16 protein-coding genes and 2 pseudogenes are annotated in these 16,820 nt (G+C 56.7%); 6 read left to right on the forward strand and 12 right to left on the reverse strand.

The genetic code is table 11. The features are described from left to right. Positions 1 to 192: 192 nt before the first annotated feature. Positions 193 to 597 (reverse strand): TraR/DksA family transcriptional regulator, encoded by a 405-nt coding sequence (locus AC0J41_RS14955; protein WP_003225981.1) that lies wholly within the window; start codon positions 595 to 597, stop codon positions 193 to 195. A 439-nt stretch (positions 598 to 1,036) separates the two neighbouring features. Here AC0J41_RS14955 and AC0J41_RS14960 point away from each other — a divergent pair, with 439 nt between their 5' ends. The 5 genes from AC0J41_RS14960 to AC0J41_RS14980 all read left to right on the forward strand — a co-directional run bounded on the left by AC0J41_RS14960 (position 1,037) and on the right by AC0J41_RS14980 (position 7,788). After that, on the forward strand, positions 1,037 to 1,945 hold the full coding sequence (locus AC0J41_RS14960; protein WP_473012861.1) for a MurR/RpiR family transcriptional regulator: 909 nt from the start codon (positions 1,037 to 1,039) through the stop codon (positions 1,943 to 1,945). A gap of 61 nt (positions 1,946 to 2,006) precedes the next feature. Further along, positions 2,007 to 2,612 carry a glutathione S-transferase gene (locus AC0J41_RS14965; RefSeq protein ID WP_473012862.1) on the forward strand — a complete coding sequence of 202 codons (606 nt, stop codon included), beginning with the start codon at positions 2,007 to 2,009 and terminating at the stop codon, positions 2,610 to 2,612. A gap of 2 nt (positions 2,613 to 2,614) precedes the next feature. Next, the gene (locus AC0J41_RS14970; RefSeq protein WP_473012863.1) at positions 2,615 to 3,721 is read left to right on the forward strand and encodes a DNA alkylation repair protein; all 1,107 of its coding nucleotides are present in this window, start codon (positions 2,615 to 2,617) and stop codon (positions 3,719 to 3,721) included. A 344-nt stretch (positions 3,722 to 4,065) separates the two neighbouring features. After that, positions 4,066 to 5,379, forward strand: coding sequence for a hypothetical protein (locus AC0J41_RS14975; RefSeq protein WP_473012864.1), 1,314 nt, complete (start codon positions 4,066 to 4,068; stop codon positions 5,377 to 5,379). Between the two features lie 1,035 nt (positions 5,380 to 6,414). Next, positions 6,415 to 7,788, forward strand: a complete 1,374-nt coding sequence (locus AC0J41_RS14980; protein ID WP_473012865.1) for a transposase — start codon at positions 6,415 to 6,417, stop codon at positions 7,786 to 7,788. 272 nt (positions 7,789 to 8,060) lie between these two features. Here AC0J41_RS14980 and AC0J41_RS14985 read toward each other — a convergent pair. The 5 genes and pseudogenes from AC0J41_RS14985 to AC0J41_RS15005 all read right to left on the reverse strand — a co-directional run bounded on the left by AC0J41_RS14985 (position 8,061) and on the right by AC0J41_RS15005 (position 12,438). Then, positions 8,061 to 8,715, reverse strand: a pseudogene (locus AC0J41_RS14985) (DUF2931 family protein). Between the two features lie 32 nt (positions 8,716 to 8,747). Continuing rightward, positions 8,748 to 9,406, reverse strand: a pseudogene (locus AC0J41_RS14990) (DUF2931 family protein). Further along, positions 9,406 to 10,923 (reverse strand): DUF2235 domain-containing protein, encoded by a 1,518-nt coding sequence (locus tag AC0J41_RS14995; RefSeq protein ID WP_473012866.1) that lies wholly within the window; start codon positions 10,921 to 10,923, stop codon positions 9,406 to 9,408. Before AC0J41_RS14995 ends, AC0J41_RS14990 begins: the two are co-directional and overlap by 1 nt. Before the next feature lie 140 nt (positions 10,924 to 11,063). Continuing rightward, the gene (locus tag AC0J41_RS15000; RefSeq protein ID WP_473012867.1) at positions 11,064 to 11,426 is read right to left on the reverse strand and encodes a DUF6124 family protein; all 363 of its coding nucleotides are present in this window, start codon (positions 11,424 to 11,426) and stop codon (positions 11,064 to 11,066) included. Between the two features lie 490 nt (positions 11,427 to 11,916). After that, positions 11,917 to 12,438, reverse strand: coding sequence for a GNAT family N-acetyltransferase (locus AC0J41_RS15005; protein WP_473012868.1), 522 nt, complete (start codon positions 12,436 to 12,438; stop codon positions 11,917 to 11,919). Positions 12,439 to 12,667: 229 nt separating this feature from the next. On the opposite strand from AC0J41_RS15005, the gene AC0J41_RS15010 reads away from it, so the two are divergent. After that, a complete protein-coding gene (locus tag AC0J41_RS15010) occupies positions 12,668 to 13,063 on the forward strand; it encodes a carbohydrate-binding module family 20 domain-containing protein (protein WP_473012869.1) in 396 nt (131 codons plus the stop codon). 22 nt (positions 13,064 to 13,085) lie between these two features. On the opposite strand, the gene AC0J41_RS15015 is transcribed toward AC0J41_RS15010, so the two are convergent. From AC0J41_RS15015 to AC0J41_RS15040, 6 genes are all read right to left on the reverse strand, one after another. Beyond that, positions 13,086 to 13,580, reverse strand: coding sequence for a GNAT family N-acetyltransferase (locus AC0J41_RS15015; protein WP_473012870.1), 495 nt, complete (start codon positions 13,578 to 13,580; stop codon positions 13,086 to 13,088). A gap of 13 nt (positions 13,581 to 13,593) precedes the next feature. Then, positions 13,594 to 13,809 (reverse strand): DUF4287 domain-containing protein, encoded by a 216-nt coding sequence (locus tag AC0J41_RS15020; protein ID WP_473012871.1) that lies wholly within the window; start codon positions 13,807 to 13,809, stop codon positions 13,594 to 13,596. A gap of 171 nt (positions 13,810 to 13,980) precedes the next feature. Continuing rightward, positions 13,981 to 14,817, reverse strand: a complete 837-nt coding sequence (locus AC0J41_RS15025; protein ID WP_473012872.1) for an IS3 family transposase — start codon at positions 14,815 to 14,817, stop codon at positions 13,981 to 13,983. Continuing rightward, positions 14,814 to 15,116 carry a transposase gene (locus tag AC0J41_RS15030; RefSeq protein WP_473012873.1) on the reverse strand — a complete coding sequence of 101 codons (303 nt, stop codon included), beginning with the start codon at positions 15,114 to 15,116 and terminating at the stop codon, positions 14,814 to 14,816. The genes AC0J41_RS15025 and AC0J41_RS15030 overlap by 4 nt, the downstream gene beginning before the upstream one ends. Positions 15,117 to 15,299: 183 nt before the next feature. Beyond that, entirely contained in the window at positions 15,300 to 15,878 is a 579-nt protein-coding gene (locus tag AC0J41_RS15035) for a LysE family translocator (protein ID WP_025111368.1), read from the reverse strand. 68 nt (positions 15,879 to 15,946) lie between these two features. After that, positions 15,947 to 16,786, reverse strand: coding sequence for an AraC family transcriptional regulator (locus AC0J41_RS15040; RefSeq protein WP_473012874.1), 840 nt, complete (start codon positions 16,784 to 16,786; stop codon positions 15,947 to 15,949). Positions 16,787 to 16,820 lie beyond the last annotated feature (34 nt).

The raw sequence follows: 16,820 nt of genomic DNA on the forward strand, positions 1-16,820 counted from the left end.
CCGCATTAAACGCCACTACATAGCCATTATCCATGGTCCATTAGTCGTGGGCTTGCAGCAGGTCAATGGAACGGCGCGCGCAATATCGCAGACGAACAAATGCAAAGATCGCAGCCCCGTCAGCTCGTGTGGGAGCTGGCGAAGGCTGCGATCTTTTCGGGGCAACCCACATTCATGGGTTACCGCACAGAATCAGGCCTGACGCTGGTGCTTGTCGATCTGCTCGTGACGCTCTTGAGCTTCGATGCAGTACTTGGTGGTCGGGCTGATCAGCAGACGCTTCAGGCCGATGGCCTCGCCGCTGTCGTCGCACCAGCCAAAGCTGTCTTCCTTGATGCGCTCAAGGGCTTGTTCCAGTTGCGGCAGCATGCGCTGGTCGCGATCGATCGCGTTGACCAGCCAGGTGCGCTCTTCTTCAACCGAAGCCGCGTCCGCCGGGTCGGCCGGGGTGTCCAGGCTTTCGATGGCGATACGGTTTTGCTCAATGCGCTCGTGGGTTTCGACTTTCATGTTCTGCAGCAGCTCAGTGAAGAAAGCGTGCTGCTCGGCATTCATGTAGTCATCTGCCGGCATGGCCAGCAACTTGTCCTTTGTCATTGATATCTCTATAAAAAAACGTGCATTAAGGCGAATTAGGGAGCGTTCCGGCGAACCGTGTCCGGTCAACGAAAAGGCATCGTTTATTGCAAACGCCACCCGGCACTCAATTTACGAAGGGGCGGCAGTCTAAGGCCCGTTTGAGGCCTCAGCAACTGTAAATACTGGGAATTTGTCCGACAACACCCGTAAACAGCTCTGACACAGGCGTCATGGCGGTCATCGGAGTGCGTTTATAGCAAGAAATTCAGTCGAACGGCTGTATATAGAAGACAAACGGCTAACCCAGCGGCAGTTGGTCGCATTTTTTTCAGCCCAGTGGCCCGCGCAGTGCATCGTTTCAGCTGCGCAGACGCCGTAAATCTCGCCCGCAAACCCTCGCAGGCCCACCTATTATCAGCCCACCCACTGAGTGATCGTTCAGCCAAAAGGACTCCCCATGCCCCGCCCCGATCTGCCGGCCAACGACGAGCGCCCCCTCGCCAGCCCCCCGATCAATGCCGAGCGTCTGTTGCAACTGATCACCGACGAATACGACACCCTGCCGCGCCAACTCAAGCGCATCGCCAGTTACATGAGCCAGCAAAGCGACCGGATCATGGTCGATCGCATCAGCGACATCGCCCGGGAATGCGAGGTGCACCCCTCCGCCATCGTGCGCTTCTCGCAGCGCTTCGGTTTCAGCGGCTTCAGCGAAATGCAGGCGCTGTTCCGCGCCGCCTACACCCACAAAGCCTCACCGGTGCAGAACTACCAGCAACGCATCCGCAGCATGATCGCCAACCAGTCGCAACACGCCAGCGACGGCGACCTCGCCCGCGAATGCATCGACGCCACCCGCTCCAGCATCGAACGCCTGGGCCGCGAACTCGACGACGTCGCGTTCGAAAAAGCCGTCGACCTGATCGTCAACGCCGACAACATCTATGTGGTCGGCGTGCGCCGCTCCTTCGCCGTCGCCGATTACCTCGTTTACAACTTGCAACACACTCACAAGCGCATTCACCTGGTGTCCGGCCTTGGCGGCAGTTATCGAGAGCAGATGCGCAGCGTGCGTAGCGGTGATTTGGTGGTCGCCATCAGCTTCACTCCCTACGCCAAGGAAACCCAACACTGCCTGCGCTACGCCCGCCAGCAACAGGCCAACACCCTGATCCTCACCGACAGCCACCTCTCGCCACTGGCGAGGAATGCCAACAGCCTGTTGCTGGTGAATGAGGGGAGCGCGCTGGCATTTCGTTCGTTGAGTGCAACGTTGTGTTTGTGTCAGGCGTTATTTGTGGCGGTGGCGTATCGGCTGGAATTGAATGTGGATGAGATTCACGAGCAAGCGGGGTTTGAGGACTGACATTTGCCGCTGGCTCGGCTAGGTTATGCCTTCCCACCGGTTCGACTTGAAGGAACGCGTCATGAAACTGATCGGCATGCTGGACTCCCCTTACGTGCGCCGCGTGGCGATCTCCGCCAAACGCTTGGGGATTGACCTCGAACACGAGTCGGTTTCGGTATTCCGCCACTTCGAGCAATTCCAGCAGATCAACCCGGTGGTCAAGGCGCCCACGCTGATCCTCGACGACGGCGTAGTCCTGATGGACTCCACCCTCATCCTCGACTACCTCGAAACCAGCGCCGGCCAAAGCCTGTTGCCTGCCGACCTCAAACAACGCGCCCACGCCCTGCGCCTGATCGGCCTCAGCCTCGCCGCCTGCGAAAAAGCCGTGCAGCTCTACTACGAACGCAACCTGCGCCCGGCCGACATTCAATACCAACCGTGGGTCGAGCGCGTCGAAGGCCAACTCGCCGCCGCCTTCAATGCCCTCGAACAGGAACTGGAAAAAACCGGCCTGCCCACCGACGGCCCCCTCACGCAGGCCGGCATCAGCCTCGCCGTCGCCTGGAGCTTCACCGACCTCGTCGTCCCCGACCAGATCGACACCCGCCGCTATCCGCACATCGCCCAATACACCGCCTACGCCGAAACCCTCGAAGCGTTCGTCAGCACCCCGATGACCTGACCATGAGCACCACCGACACCGCCGCCCCGGCGCTAAAGGAAATCTTCAACGCCGAACGCCTGCAACACATCGCCACCGAAATGAGCGCCGTGTACCCGGCGTTCAAGGCCAAGGCGTTTCTCAAACATGCCAGCAACGGGCTTGCCGACCTGTCGGTGATGCAACGCATGGCCCGCGTCAGCGAAAGCCTGCACGCCGTGCTGCCACTGGACTACGAAGATTCCCTCGAAGCCCTGCGCGAACTCGCCCCCCGCCTCAACAGCGGATTCGTCAGCATGTGCCTGCCGCACTACGTCGCCAGCTACGGCGGCCACGCGTTCGATACCTCAATGGCAGCCCTGAAATACTTCACCACCTTCGGCTCCTCCGAATTCGCCATCCGCCACTTCCTGCGCAGCGAGCTGGAACGCTCACTGGAACTCATGCACGACTGGACCCAAGACGAAAACCACCACGTCCGCCGCTTGGCCAGCGAAGGCACCCGCCCTCGCCTGCCGTGGTCTTTTCGTTTGGAAGCGGTGCAGGCCAATCCGCAACTGGCCGCCGGGATTCTTGATCGGTTGAAGGCCGACGAGAGTTTGTACGTGCGCAAGTCCGTGGCAAACCATTTGAATGATGTGACCAAGGAACATCCAGAGTGGGTGCTGGACACAATTGAAGGGTGGTCGCTGGAGAACAAACACACAGCGTGGATTGCCAAGCATGCGTTGCGCAGCTTGATCAAACAGGGAGATCTGCGCGCACTGACGGTGATTGGCGCGGGGGCGAAGGCTGAGGTTGAGTTGCTGGATGTGCGGGTTGAGCCGGCGGTAGTGAGGTTGGGTGAGTCTATTACGTTGTCGTTTGTGGTGAAGTCGACGGTGGCGCATGAACAGCGGTTGGTGATTGATTATGCGATTGACTATGTGAAAGCGAATGGCGGGATTGCGGGGAAGGTTTTCAAGTTGAAGACGGTGGTGTTGGCGGGTTTTGGGGAAGTGGTTGTGGGGCGGCGGCAGGTGATTAAGGATTTTACGACGCGCAAGCATTTTGTGGGGCGGCATGGGGTGAGGGTTTTGGTGAATGGGGAGGTTTTGGGTAGTGCTGCGTTCGATATTGTTGTTGGATGAGGCTAAGGATGGATTTTTGATGGTCTGGCCGTTCTTGAACGGATGTGGAATTTCGGGATACGGCTGCTTTCGGCCAAAAGCGGTCATTCATTGTTGACGAAATCAGGGGCGATTCAATGTTCTGACGCGGCTGCCCGACACAGCGGATGAGCGAGATCGGTCGCTGCCGCATCAGTGGATGCCGACCTCATTCACGCTTGTTGAGTTGGGCGGGCGTTCACGAATGAAGCTCTCAGTAAGGCTGCTTCTAGCTTGGATCCAGTGAGTGCGCATAGTAGCATGTGGCCACTCATGCTCGGCGCCTAGTGCCTATGCGCAATCAGGATATGAAGGGAGTCATGCACATGTCGATGTTAGAGTTTATTGGCGAACTGGGTCGCGCGGAAAAAATTCACAAAAAGCCGCACATACCTCGCGACAAAGCTTACAACGCTATCGCTTCGTACTGCCCAGATGTCAAATATGACGACATCCAATTGCTTATCGATGAGACGGTTTTTGGTAACGCAAAAGTAGGCGTCATCATCACTGCGAACGAGATTTGCGGGAAGGAAAATTTCTGTGATCCCTTCCGCTATGCCCTTTCGAAGGTATCCTCACTCTTCGTCAAGAAAAGCTTAATGACGTCAACGCTCTACATTAACGAGCGGCAGGTGATTAAACTGACACAGCCTTCGGGAGGTACGCTGGTCCACCTGTTTGATAGTGTCGAACAATACTTGCAGCAAGCAAAACATGCCGCTAAACCGGAGCCTATCATCACGCCTGCTGCGCTGCCTGCCGATCAGACTGCTGAAATCTCGCCTTCCCCTAATCCCGCCTCCCGAAGAACACCTGCCGTCGCTGAACTGATCGAACCCAGCCCCCAGCTCCACGCCCGCCCGCCCGAGCAGACTGAAGCCATCGTGGAGCTTGAAAGCGTGGAAGTCGTGACTGAACAACCGACAGCCACTGCTCCGGTAGACGAGGAGAAAAGCTCATCCCGATTTCGCCGCTGGCCAAAGGACAATTTGATCACCTCGATCCAGACGGATAAACACGTGAGCGCCGTGTTCAACTTCATCGGCGATGTATTGAGCGATAACAAGTCCAGCAAATCTGCTGCGCTACGAAGAGAGGTCCAAGGCTTCTTGGCCAAGACAGTACTGCGGTTGAGGAAAGATTACATCGATCGAAACCATGTTATTGGCCTAATGAACGACGTGGCCACAATGGAGTTTCTGATCTACAGCATCGCCTACCTCCGGCTTGAGCTAGCCAACCGACGTGTAGATCCGAGGCTGATAACCTACGCGCTGAGCGAAGGTGTCCAGGCGCTCCTCTCACTGGACAACTCAACTAGCTCCCGGAGTCTACTGGCCAAACTGCTGCATCTCGCTGAAGCGATGGGAAACAACATCGATCAACTTACCTTTGCCTTCTACATTAGAGTTTTGATGAGCAACATGAAGGGCGAACTAGCAGACGATGAGCTCGAAATGAGACAACTGCGCACGCTTGCTTCGTTCAACAAGGAATTACCGCTGCAAGAAGCGCTAGAGAAAATTATCCAGGAGTTCGTGGTGGCCACTGTAGATGAGATCGGGGATATCAGCGGCAATCGTCAAATCAGCTATGACGCACGTCGGTGCGCTGACAGCATCATTGATCTTTTCTGAGATATTGGGGGATATCTAAATATTTTGAATACAAAGCCTTTCTCGCTGCGCATCGACCCCAAGCGGACAATAGGATGCCGGGGCCGTTCCGCGGCCATCGCCAACAAGCTCGTCCCCCAAAGATGCAGCGTAGTCTTGGAGTCAAATGGTATTTCTTTGGGAGCCGGCTTGCCGGCGACGAGGCCGGTACGAGCCACAGAACCTTGAATCGGTGTCCGCTTGGGGTCGGTTTCGGCCGGTCGAGGAAGGCAGAAACCAGCCAGAAGCGGCCTTTCACCTGTCGGTATTTCAGAAATAAAATAGCAATAATTCAATAAAATTAGCTATGTCATCTTGTACTTCGGAAACATGGTGCTTACCCATAATATCTCTCCACTGGGAGTTCCGATAACTTCAACCGCTTGGAAATTTATAGTTCTTCCGTGTTCATCTATTCCTGTACCTATCGCAGTTCTGAAGTTGTAGTAATAGGTATGGACGGGAGCACCGTCGTGGCTCCAGCTGAATGCGCAAGCACCATGATCTACGACATATTTCGCTACTCCACCTAAGCCGCTACTATTGTCTAGAAAGGCAGAAGTGAAATTCGAGCCGCTTTCGCCATTTGGGCCATGCCGGTCATTTATATGAGAGATAATGGGTGCTGTAATGACAGTTATCATAGTTTCATTCGCTCCTGATCGAAGCTTCCCATCAAAGGAAATCACCATAAATAATATGGCGATTATTTCATATCACACAAAAAATTCGTTGTGTTCATTGCCTGACTATTAAGGAGGCGCTTGTGGAGCGTAGTACAAATCTTGGCTCAAGCGTGTGGGCATACACGAAGCCGGCGGGATGCATTGGCCAGGCCGGAATCGCAGCGCGGAGGGTAAAGAATAGGTTCTGGTTCTAAAGATACATTCGACCGAGCACTTCGGCGGGAAGTGTCAGGACATGACTGACCGCTTCTGGCCGATTCTGTTGAAAAAGTAGCTCCCCTGTCTGGCCTGCGGCAAAATCTCTGCATTGGCCAGCAGGGAAGCACGCAGCATGATGGGACAGTTATCGAGTGGGCAGGAGCGGCTGTTTTACTCGTTCAACCTTGAAGATCACATTCCAGCCAATCACCTTCTGCGCAGCATTGATCGGTGTCTTGATCTGAGCGACCTGCGCCATTACCTCGCCGATTTCTATAGCCCGATTGGGCGTCCGTCGATTGATCCTGAACTGATGATCCGCATGCTGATCGTCGGCTACTGCTATGGCATCCGCTCCGAACGGCGGTTGTGCGAAGAGGCCCATTTGAACCTGGCGTATCGCTGGTTCTGCCGGTTGAGCCTTGAAGATGAAGTCCCCAACCACTCGACCTTTTCCAAAAATCGACACGGCCGTTTTCGGGACAGTGATCTGTTTCGCTGGTTGTTCAATGAAGTGCTGCGTCGCTGCATGGACGCAGGCCTGGTTAAAGGCGAAGGATTTGCCGTGGACGCCAGCATCATCAAAGCGGATGCGAGTCGGCAGCGCGGCGTACCGGGTGATGAACAGGTCAACTGGAGCGATCCGGCCCTGAGCACCCGCGCCGTGCGTGAGTACCTTGAAGGCCTCGATGAAGAGGCTTTGGCCGAAACGCTACCGAAGCGCCTGTCGCTGACGGATCCTCAAGCCCGCTGGACAGCTGCTCCAGGCGGACCAGCGTTCTACGCTTACTCCACGAATTATCTGATCGATACCGAGCACGGCGTCATCATGGATGTGGAACCCACACCGGCTCATCGAACCGCCGAAGTCGAGAGCACCAAGACGATGATCGATCGGGTCGAAGCGCAGTTCGACATCAAGCCAGAGCGCCTCATTGGCGACACCGCTTACGGTACTGCGCCGATGCTGGCCTGGATGGTGGAGGAAAAAGACATCGAACCGCATGTGCCGGTGTGGGACAAAACCGAGCGCAAGAACGACAGCTTTTCGAGTAACGATTTCCACTGGAATGAAGAGGCTGAGGAATACCGCTGCCCAGCCGGCAACGTATTACGCAGTGAATGGCGAGCCTTCAAGAGCGAGCGTTCGCACGTCACAAAAGCCAACACCATCATCTTCCGATCCAGACAGACCGACTGCGCGACATGTCCGATGAAAGCCAAGTGCTGCCCGAACACTTCGATTCGCAAGATCGTCCGCAGCGTCCATGAAGCCACTCGTGATGTGGCTCGACGCATCGCAGCGACGCCGGAGTACGTGCGCTCTCGCCACGAACGTAAGAAGGTCGAAATGTTGTTTGCCCACCTCAAACGCATCCTGAAACTGGATCGCTTGCGACTACGTGGCATGAGTGGCGCGTCCGATGAGTTCACGCTGGCGGCCGCGGTACAGAACCTGCGACGTCTGGCCAAACTTGCATCTCAAGGGCCACCTTCTACGGGATAGGTGCGCCTGCACGAAGCAAAAAACCTCAAACCAACCCACTAACAGAGCAGCAAAGATCAACGAAGGGCCGAGAAACCACTCAATGTGGTGAGTGGGTTCTCCGGTGGTAGCCATGCCTGAGCTCTGGCGAGCTGAAAATCCGACTTTTTCAACAGAATCGGCCGAAAGCGGACCTTCGTTGAGCTCAGCATTGACGCGGTAGCTGTCAAAAGGTGATTCACTCAAGACAACGCCACTGAAAGCAGGCAAGAGAAGTGACTCCTACCTCTTTCCTACCAACTTCCATACGGAATGCCGTACTTTTCGACGTAGCGCTTAGCCTTCTCACTTACCGGATATGCATAACGACCACCGTACTTCCCTTGTTCCGGCCCCAGAACCTCTATATCTCCCTGACCACCGGCGACCTCAACCGGATTTCGACATGAATCTCTAACCCATGCTTGGAGTACGCCGCCCGGAGCGAGTCCTACGTAGAGTGACGCCATAAACCGAGCGGTTTTCTCCGGTGTTTCCGGGCAACGCTGGTGTGTTGACTTCATCATCAGTTGCCTGCCCTCTTCCGGGATTTCGATGAAACCTTTGTAGGTTTTTTGCTCTGTTATTGATTGCCAGCGGGCAAAGATCTGTTTTGGAAGATCGGCGCCCGTCACAGGCATCCCGCTCCCCGATACTTTCCCCCAACCACGGGCAGACTCTGTGCGGATATCGGGCTCTCCGCTGGCAGCAGTGCTCCTGCCAGCTCTAAAGAAGACTCTGTTGTTGATGTCTTGGACGGAGCTGTCCTCTACCCAGACCTTCATGTAATTAGGCTCAACGAACACTAATTCCCACCATGGATATTTAGGGTCATTTTCGCCAGTTTCTGAGCCTCCGATTTGGCAGCCAGAACAATAAAACGCCCAGCAGTGCAATCGTTGCTTTCATCACAGAAAGATCCATTCAGGTAAGTGTCGCGACTACCAACTTCCATATGGAATGCCGAATTTTTCGATATACCGCTTGGCCTTTTCACTGACGGGATAAGCGTACCGCCCTTCGTTCTTACCTTGGCTCGGCCCCAGTGGCTCAATTTCGGCCTGTGCACGCGCGACTTTGACCGGGTGATGACATGAGTCTCTTACCCAAACCTGCACGACACCGCCGGGAGCCAGGCCGAGATAGACCGATGCCATGAATCTTGCCTCCTGGTCCGGTGTTTGCGGGCAGCGCTGATTAACGGACGACACCATCAACTGCCTGGCCTCTTCTGGAATATCTACCCATGCTTGCCAAGTTTTCTGCTCGGCGATTGATTGCCAACGGACCCAGATGCGAACAGGTAAATCTGCACCCACCACTCTCTTTCCGCTGCCACCTACCCCACCTGTCCACCCTCGGGCGGACTCCGTTCCATCTCCAGGCTCCCCCCCGCAGCGGTGCCACCGCCGGTTTTGTAGAAAATCCTGCCGTTAATGTCTTGAACAGAACTGTCCTCTACCCAAGTTTTCATGTAGTCAGGTTCAGTGAACGCCAATTCCCACCATTCAGATTTCGAGTCATTTTTTGCTGAAAGTGGATCCGCAGACTGGCACCCTGTAATGAACAGCGCGCATAGCAGGGTAAAAACTACTTTCATCACCAAAGTTTCCAGTCAGCTACATGAGGGTGTTGTACGCGTATCGAGTCCGCCGTCGGGGCATTGATGTAAACGGCACGGACGCTACTGCCATCTCTGCGCCCGAGAGGATGGTTCCAATTTGCAGACATATGAATGTACTTCAGCTTCAGCAGTTGGTCTTCTTGTATTGAGGTGTCATAACTTCCTGCCAGAAATCGATCACACAGCGTTTGAAGCTCTGCGGGCACTGCCAACTCAGGCGTATCGGGAATGTCTTTAAACCGAACGCCCTTCTCTTTTGCCAATCGGTGCATCACTCGTAGATATACTCTGGAGAGCATGCCACTCACAGGACGTTTGAGTTGCACTGCGGCATACACGCGCTTCATGCGTGGGCTGAGCCGATCCTGCCGATCAATAGGCAGAAGAAGGGTATCAGGCGTGACGATCTCCAACATCTCTTCTGGCCATTCTTTGGCAAGCCACTGCGCCTTCACCGTCACGGCATCACGATAGATCGAAGTAGTGGAGACGTCGGTAAATTGCGACACCTCAAGCGTTTGCATCGGACTGATGAGCACGCACTCTTGGACCTCATCGCGGTAGCCACCGCCGATGTCGGAATGAACCCCGGGCAGAGTTATTTCCAAGTGATCCGCTTTAACACGACTCAGAGCGAAGTTGGCCCGATATTCGTCACGCGCCGATAGCTGCACGACATCTGTGAAGAAACGACGGTCGAGGTACAGCTTGATTCCTGTTGCGATGGGACTTTTGATATCCCCCAGATTCGACCAGCCAGCGATTGAAGGCACCGTATCAAAAAGGCCGATAAAACCCATGTTGATGCTGCTTTTATACTCGTCGATGAAGGTCCGGCTGAGGGCGTTGGCGTTGCTGCGCAAAACCTCCCCAAGTGGACCCTGCTTTCCACGTACGACCTCGTTGGCAAAGTGTCTCGCGGCAGCAGCACCCCGGCTGAAGCCAAATGCATCAAAGGTCAGGGACGTAATTTCACTATTGGTGCGCGTTTTGATCTCTGCAAACGACAACTGAACACGGCCTGCCACGCCTGTTACGCCTCGGCCAGTACCATCACCTAACGTACTGTCCTTCTTGCCTGACTCAGTTCCTATTCCCTCGATGTAAATCATCCGGAACGCTTGCTTCTGCGAACTATCCCCTTCGGCCCTTTGAGGTGCGAAGTACAGTTCACTCAGTTTCTGAACATTGGTGGTGTCGTTGGCGTAACTGCTGTCCGGATCCTTCATATAGGGCTGACAGCTAGCAGGAATATCCTGCGGCGCAATCGGATGCTGCGCACCGCACAGCAGGCCAGCCGCCGTGTTATTCGCGTTGTTACCTGTACCATCAAAGAACACGCCAATCCTCAACGCAATCCCGATTTTCTCAGGCTCGAGTGCAGGTTTTTTCCCGTGTTTCTCATACTCGGCCCAACGCTGGGCGTGAATGTCGACGGGTTTGGCTTCTTCGTAGCGGTGGTTTTTCGGGGGGGTGGGAACGTAGCCGCTCAATCCTTGACTTCCTTGTTCTGATCCTTGAAGAACGGGCCGAAGGGTGACAACCGAGGCTTGGGGGCGCAAGGCGTGGCCGTGTGCCAGCGGGGTAGATGTCGCTGGGTGCGACGAGGGTTTGGTCTCGTCGCACGGGGTGGTCAGTGGGAGATTTCGACGTTGTCGAGTGCCTGGTTTACCGCGAGTTCGCCTAGCATCACGACTTGGGCGATGCCCAGTGCGGTTTTGCGGTGGGAGGTGTCGAGCATGGCGGCAAAGTTGTTGAGCATTTCGCTGGCGGAGCCGAGGGTTTCGCTGGCGTTGGCGAGCAGGGATTCGGTATCGCACTTGGGGTTGGCGAGGTACATGGGTTCGGGTTTGTGGGTGCTGGCCATGATTTGGCTGGCTGGGGTGAGGTAGTGGTCGAGGGCGCGTTCTGCGGCTTCGTGGAGTTTTTTGGAATCGAGGGATTCGTAGGGGGATGCGAGGTCGGTTTCTGGGGGGTTGGGTGTTGGTTTGATCATGGTGAAACTCCTGATTGTTCATTAGGAGCTACCAGCATCACTTGCAGATGATGGGTGGCAGCTGTGCGCGGGTCTGCAAGACCGGGAAACCAGGAACCCGGCAGACCCGAAAGTCTCCCGCACAAAGCTGCCATTGAGTGGGCGCGAACGAGCGTCCATTTGGCTTGGCTATGCGACTGGTTTCGGCGGGCTTGCAGACCCGATCACTGATGAGCAGTGACAGGAATCCAGTTACGGATGGCGTACCAGACGCACAAGCCGGCGGACTCTGGCTTAGTCGTAGCCGATGGCGCAAGGCGTTGCAGGGCGTAGGTGGTTACTGGAGGTTTCGTTTAAACAGTGGTGGTTTTACTGTTTATTTCGTTCTGGGGTTGATGGGGTGACTGGGTGGGCGTTTTCGCGAGCAAGCCCGCTCCCACAGGGGATTGTGACGGGCTTGGCTGGCGTTATCGCGAGCAGGCTCACTCCTGCAAGGGGGAATGTGGTCGGATTAGCGGGCCTCTTGTTGGATTTTGAATACCAGGCTGGGGGCTTTGTTCGGGACGTCGTCCAGCAGGTCGAAACGACGCATGCCGATTTTCTCCAGGACGCGGATGGATGCGACATGATCGGGTCTGACCAGGCCGTATACCTCAAGCAATCCCAGGTGGTCGAAGGCATGGGTCAGCGCGGCTTGCGCGGCCTCTGTGGCGTAGCCCTGGCCCCATGCTTCAACGGCGAAGCGATAGCCGAGGTTGGTCACCGGTTTTCCCAGGTAGTCATGGGCGGCGATGCCGGCGAATCCGAGGATGTGTTCAGGATCTTGTGCGCTGCTGATCGCCCACCATCCGTAGCCGTGGGTCGCCCAGTGTTGCAGCCAGCGGTCCAGCAATGCTTCGGCCTGGGCGATGTCGGTCATGGGGCCGGCGGGGTTGAACAGGTTGGTTTGCGGGTCGCCGAAGATTGCGAAAACGGTGGGCAGGTCTGCAGGCTGTGGACGTCTGTAGGTCAGGCGTGAGGGTGTGTCCGACATGTTCAATACCTTGGATTTTTGGGTGACTCAGCCAGTAATGGGCTGGCGGGACTGACGTCTTCGAGCAAGCCTGCTCCCACAGAAATTGTGCATGGCTTGGGCGCCTGTGGGAATAAGGCGCAACTGACGGTATCGCAAAGGAATCTGATGGACTGTCAGTTCTTACAGGTCTCTTTGGGTTTGCGCACGGCTAAGCTGGCTTGGCTGAAGCTGAACCAAGGAATTGATCATGAGCCGCATTCGTTACTTGTTGCCACTGAGTGCCCTGCTGCTGGCCTTGCCGCCTATATACGGTTATGCCGGCGCCACCTGGACGTACATTTCGCTCGAGGCGAATTTTCGTTGTGATAACGGCGTGACGACGCAGGGCTATAGCGTTTATGCAGTGGGCGATCGACCGGAATTAGGGAACTGGGACGCGGCAAAAGCGGTTCGCCTCACTGCTTCCTCCCCCTCTTGGTCCGGCTTGATAAAGTTCAGCAACGCGAAACCCGGTGATGTCGTGGAGTGGAAATGCATCGTCCGCAATGACAGCAACCCCAGCGACGCGACCTGGCAAACAGCCCCCAACAATCGAGTTACGCTGGCTTTCAGCCCAACGCCTCTGACGACTGGAAGCTTCTGATGCGACTGCATGAGCACCGCGGTTACAAGCGCGAACTCTTGCTTCGATGGCGCGTCATGTTGATCAGTGCCACACGCCTGCCACCCGGCGCCGGGCGCTCTTCAATGGAGAACGGCACGAAGCCCAGTTTCGGGTAGAGCAGCAACCCGGCAGTGTTTTCGTTGAAGCAGGAAAGCTGCACTTCCCTGGCCTGATACTTTTCGAAGCCGACGGCGGTCATGGTTTCGACAATGTATCGAGCGACACCCTGGCCACGGGCGTAAGGCGCAACGATGACGTTGCCGATGCAGCAGACGCCGTTGTTTTCAGCACGGTAGAAGTTGGCGAAACCAACGAACTCGCCGTTGGCCAGAAACGCCGTGGAGTCGAAGCGCTGGCTGATCGCGCTGTGCATCTGTTCTTCCGTCAGCGGGTACTGGGCTTTCGGGAACATGAAGTACAGCTCTTGAACGCCCTGCGGAAAGCCGCACAAGGTTTTGACATCGTCGACCGTCACCGGCCGGTGGGAGAAATTCATCGCTGCTCCGCCCTCACTGTTTGCCATTGGCCAGGTGATGCGCGACCAGCGCGTTGGCATGGCCATGGCCCATGCCGTGTTCTTCCTTGAGCCACGCCACCAGTGCCATGTGTTTCTTTTCGCTGAGGCCGGCGAGCAGGTTCAGCCAGTGATCGATGGGCTGGCCGTACTTCTTTTCAATGGACGGGAAGTACGACGCCGGGCCTTTTACCTTGTTGTCTTCGCTCATGCTGCAAGCTCCCTTGGGTCACGACGGAGGGTCGGCGGACGCTCCTTGTCGGCATGCCATAGAGTGGACGCGAAGTGCGGTTCCGGCAACTGCACCGTTCTGCCAGAAAACACAAAACCCTGTGGGAGCGGGCTTGAACTGGTCAACTAATTTTGGACACCAGTTAAGGTTTCACGCCGCCAGTTTCTCCATAGCTACCGGCGACCGATAGCCGTTGTAGCTGTGGAGCCGGACGTTGTTGTAGCGCATCAAATAACGCTGCATATCCACTCGGGCTTCATGCTCTGAGCTGTAGCCATCTTCTGGTACCCACTCTGATTTCAGGCTCCCAAAGAAACGCTCCATCGGGGCGTTGTCCCAGCATTCACCTTTGCGACTCATGCTCTGCAGGAGTCCATGCTTGCGCATCTCATTCCTGAATTTGTGGCTGGTGTACTGACAGCCTTGGTCGGAGTGAAACAGCACCTCTTTTGGACGGCCTCGCAACTCGACCGCCATTCGCAACGCTTCGCAGGTCAGCGTGGCATCGGAAATCATCGAAAACGACCACCCCACAACCCGGCGAGCGAACAGATCCAGAACTGCCGCGAAATACATCCAGCGCTTACCGACTTTGATGTACGTCACATCGCCACACCACACTTGGTTGATCGCCGTGACATCAAACTGACGCTTGAGCATGTGCGGCGCTACCAGCGCTTCCACGCCGGATGATTTGTACTTGTGCCGCCGGCGTTGACGGCTGATGACTCCCGCTTCACGCATCAGGCTACGCGTCATATGCCGCCCGACGCGATGCCCCCTGGCTTGCAGTTCCTTGGCTAAAGTGCGCGACCCAGCAGATGCTCTGGACTCCTTATGCTGCTCGACCAGGATGGCTTTGAGTTTTCCCCGCTCAGGTTTCACCTTGCCTTGGCGCTGACGCCAGGCGTAAAAGCTGCTGCGGTTGATACCGAACGCCCGACAGCAATTGTTAACGCCGTACTGCTCGTCCAGCTCAAAGATCAACGTAAATGTTCTTTGGCGTCCAACAGCAGGAGAGCACTGGCCTTTTTTAAGATTTCGATGTCCAGGTCTTTTTGCCTGAGTAACGCTTTGAGCTGCTGAATCTCTCGTTGATCGGCGGTAATAGCCTTGGCGCCAATCGGCGTCGAGCCCAAACGCTCTTTGCGAACCTGATCGACCCAGCGGCGCAACGCAGTCGGGCCAATATCCAGACTGGCACAGACGTCGGGAACCGACTGCCCCTCATCCAGCACCATGCTGGCGGCCTTGAGTTTGAACTCACTCGAATAAGATTTACGCATATCCAAACACCTCAGATTTGGGCGCCATCATAGCGCCCGATTGAAGTGTCCAAAATCATTAGGCCAGTTCAGCTTGCTCGCGAATGCGGTGTGTCAGTCAACATCTGTGTGAATGACACACCGCCTTCGCGAGCAAGCCCGCTCCCACAAGGGGGCGTGTCTGGACTGGAAGTTTGCGCCCGCTCAGCGGTGCAGCAACGCAGCCGCCGATGAAATCACCAGCAGCACCGCCAGAATCCGGTTCAACCACTGCAACTGCGCCGGGTTACTCAGCCAGCGCGCCGCGCCTCGGCCGAGCAGCGCCCAGAGCGCCAGACACGGCAACGACACCAGAAAAAACGCCAGGCACAACGCATTCAACCCCTGCCCTTGCGCGGTAAACACACTGATCACCGCAATTGCCATCATCCACGACTTGGGATTGACCCACTGCAACAGCGCAGCACCGACCAGCCCCAGTTCTGGCTTTTGCACGTCGGCGGCGGGATCGATGGCCGTGGCCGGCGCGGTGAAGATCTGCCACGCCAGCCACAGCATCCAGCACATTCCAAGCGCACTGATCACCGGGCGCACGCCGGGCAGCATCAGCGTACTGGCACCCGCACCGGCAACCCACACCAATGACGCCGCACCCGCCCCCGCGCCGAGAATGATCGGCAGGCATGGCCGCCATCCACGTCGGGCACTGGTGCTGAGTACGATCAGGTTGGTCGGCCCCGGGGTGATCGAGGCAACGAAAGCAAAGAGGATGAATGCAAGCATGGCACGGCCCTGTAGAAAGTCAGGGCCTACTGTGGCGGTAGTGCAGGGTGGCGGTCTTGAACGTTTGTTCAGCGTCGACAGGTGCCGATGGCACGCTGTTGATAGGCACCCGGCGTGATGCCGTAGGCGCGCACGAACCAACGACCCAAGTGACTCTGATCGGCGAAACCGAGCCTGCTCGCCACTTCCACCGGTTGCACCCCTGCGGCGAGCAACTGCCGGCCACGGATCAGCCGCAACTGGATCAGCCACGCATGCGGCGCCAGACCATAAGCCGCCTTGAAGGCGCGAGTCAGGCGAAAGCGATCGGTGCTGCAGACTTCGGCCAGGGTGTGCAGGCTGATGTCCTGCTCGTGATAGGCCATCAGGTAGTCCCGCGCCTGCCGGGCAATCAGCGGCGCCCGCAGCGTGGCGGCTGGCTGCGGGCGTCGATAGAGGTGCAGCGCCAGACGTTCGAGCAGCGCATCCAGCGCCACTTCGCGGACCATGCGCACGTCCTGTTTATGCAGGGCGTTGAAGGCAAACAAGGTGGCTCGGGCCAACTCGGGATCATCGTTGAGCACCGTGCCAATGCCCGGCAAGCCGCCCGCACAGCCGTCCAGTTGCAGGCCGTCCAGCGCCTGTTCCAGCCACGCCGGTTGCAGGTACAACATGCGATAGGTGAAGCCGTCCGGACTCGGCGCATCGCCGTCATGAATGTCCCCGGGTTCGAGCATGAAGACTTTGCCCGGGGTACTGTCATGCCGTGCCCGGCGGCTGTTGAAGCGCTGCACGCCTTGTTCGGTGAAGCCGATCAGGTAGGTCTCATGCCAGTGTGGATCGTAGGCGTGCGCGTGCCCGGCGAAATGCGCGTGCAGGGTTTCGATGCCGGTTTCCCGGTCGTGGGCAAGGTCGATCCAGTTGCTCATGGCTTGAATACGGTAATGGGCTGGCGCCAGTAAT

The organism is Pseudomonas sp. Arb-4-2C (genome assembly GCF_055755015.1).